General features: G+C 65.1%; 1 protein-coding gene. It reads right to left on the bottom strand.

Annotated features, from left to right (window positions below; genetic code table 11):
- Nucleotides 1-1,037: calcium-binding protein (locus tag KJP30_RS24825; RefSeq protein ID WP_281421491.1), on the bottom strand; the 1,037-nt coding region annotated here is incomplete at both ends.

Below are 1,037 nucleotides of genomic sequence, written 5' to 3'. Positions count from 1 at the left end.
GTCACGTCGCCGGGGTTCAGCCCTTCGAGCGTGATGAAGACCGACGGATCCGAGGTCAGCGCGATCCGTTCGCCGCCCGCCACCGTGGTGATCGTCAGATCCGCGAAGGTCAGCCCGCCGGTCAGCTGGATCAGGTCGGTGCCGTCGTCGAAATCCAGCACCGTGTCCTGCCCCGAGCTCGCGCCAAAGACGAACTGGTCCGGCCCGGACCCGCCGACAAGCGTGTCGTTGCCCTCGCCGCCGTCCAGCGTGTCCGCCGCGCCGCCGCCGTAAAGACCGTCGTCGCCCGCGCCGCCGACCAGCACGTTGCGGCCGCCGTTGCCCGACAGCACGTCGTCGAAATCCGACCCGGTCAGGTTTTCGATCGACACCAGGCTGTCGCCCGCCGCATGGCCACCCGAGGCCGTATTGTTGAACAATGCGACCGTCACACCGGCGTTCGATGTGGCATAACTGGCGGTGTCACGGCTGAAGCCACCGTACATTTCATCCCCGCCGGCGCCGCCGATGAAGGTGTTCGCATTGGCATCGCCCGACAGCACGTCATCGAAATCCGAGCCGGTCAGGTTCTCGATCGACACGAAACTGTCGCCCGCCGCATGGCCGCCCGAGGCCGTGTTGTTGAACAAAGCCACGGTCACGGCGGCGTTCGAGGTCTCGTAGCTGACGGTATCGCTGCTGCCGCCGCCATAGAAGGCATCGCCCCCCGCGCCGCCGATAAAGACGTTGCGGCCGCCGTTGCCCGACAGGACATCGTCGAAATCCGAGCCGGTCAGGTTCTCGATCGACACAAGACTGTCGCCCGCCGCATGACCGCCAGAGGCCGTATTGTTGAACAGGGCAACCGTCACAGCGGCGTTGGAATTGGCGTAGCTGACGGTGTCACGGCTGAAACCGCCATAGAAATCATCCGCGCCCGCGCCGCCGTCAAAGACGTTCGCATTGGCATCGCCCGACAGCACGTCATCGAAATCCGACCCGATGATGTTCTCGATATCGACAAAGCTGTCACCCGCCGCATGACCGCCAGAGGCCGT

Source organism: Antarctobacter sediminis (assembly GCF_019218285.1).
Classification (GTDB): domain Bacteria; phylum Pseudomonadota; class Alphaproteobacteria; order Rhodobacterales; family Rhodobacteraceae; genus Antarctobacter; species Antarctobacter sediminis.
Note: the sequence above shows the minus strand (reverse complement) of the source record. Positions and strands in the feature narration are given on the sequence as shown.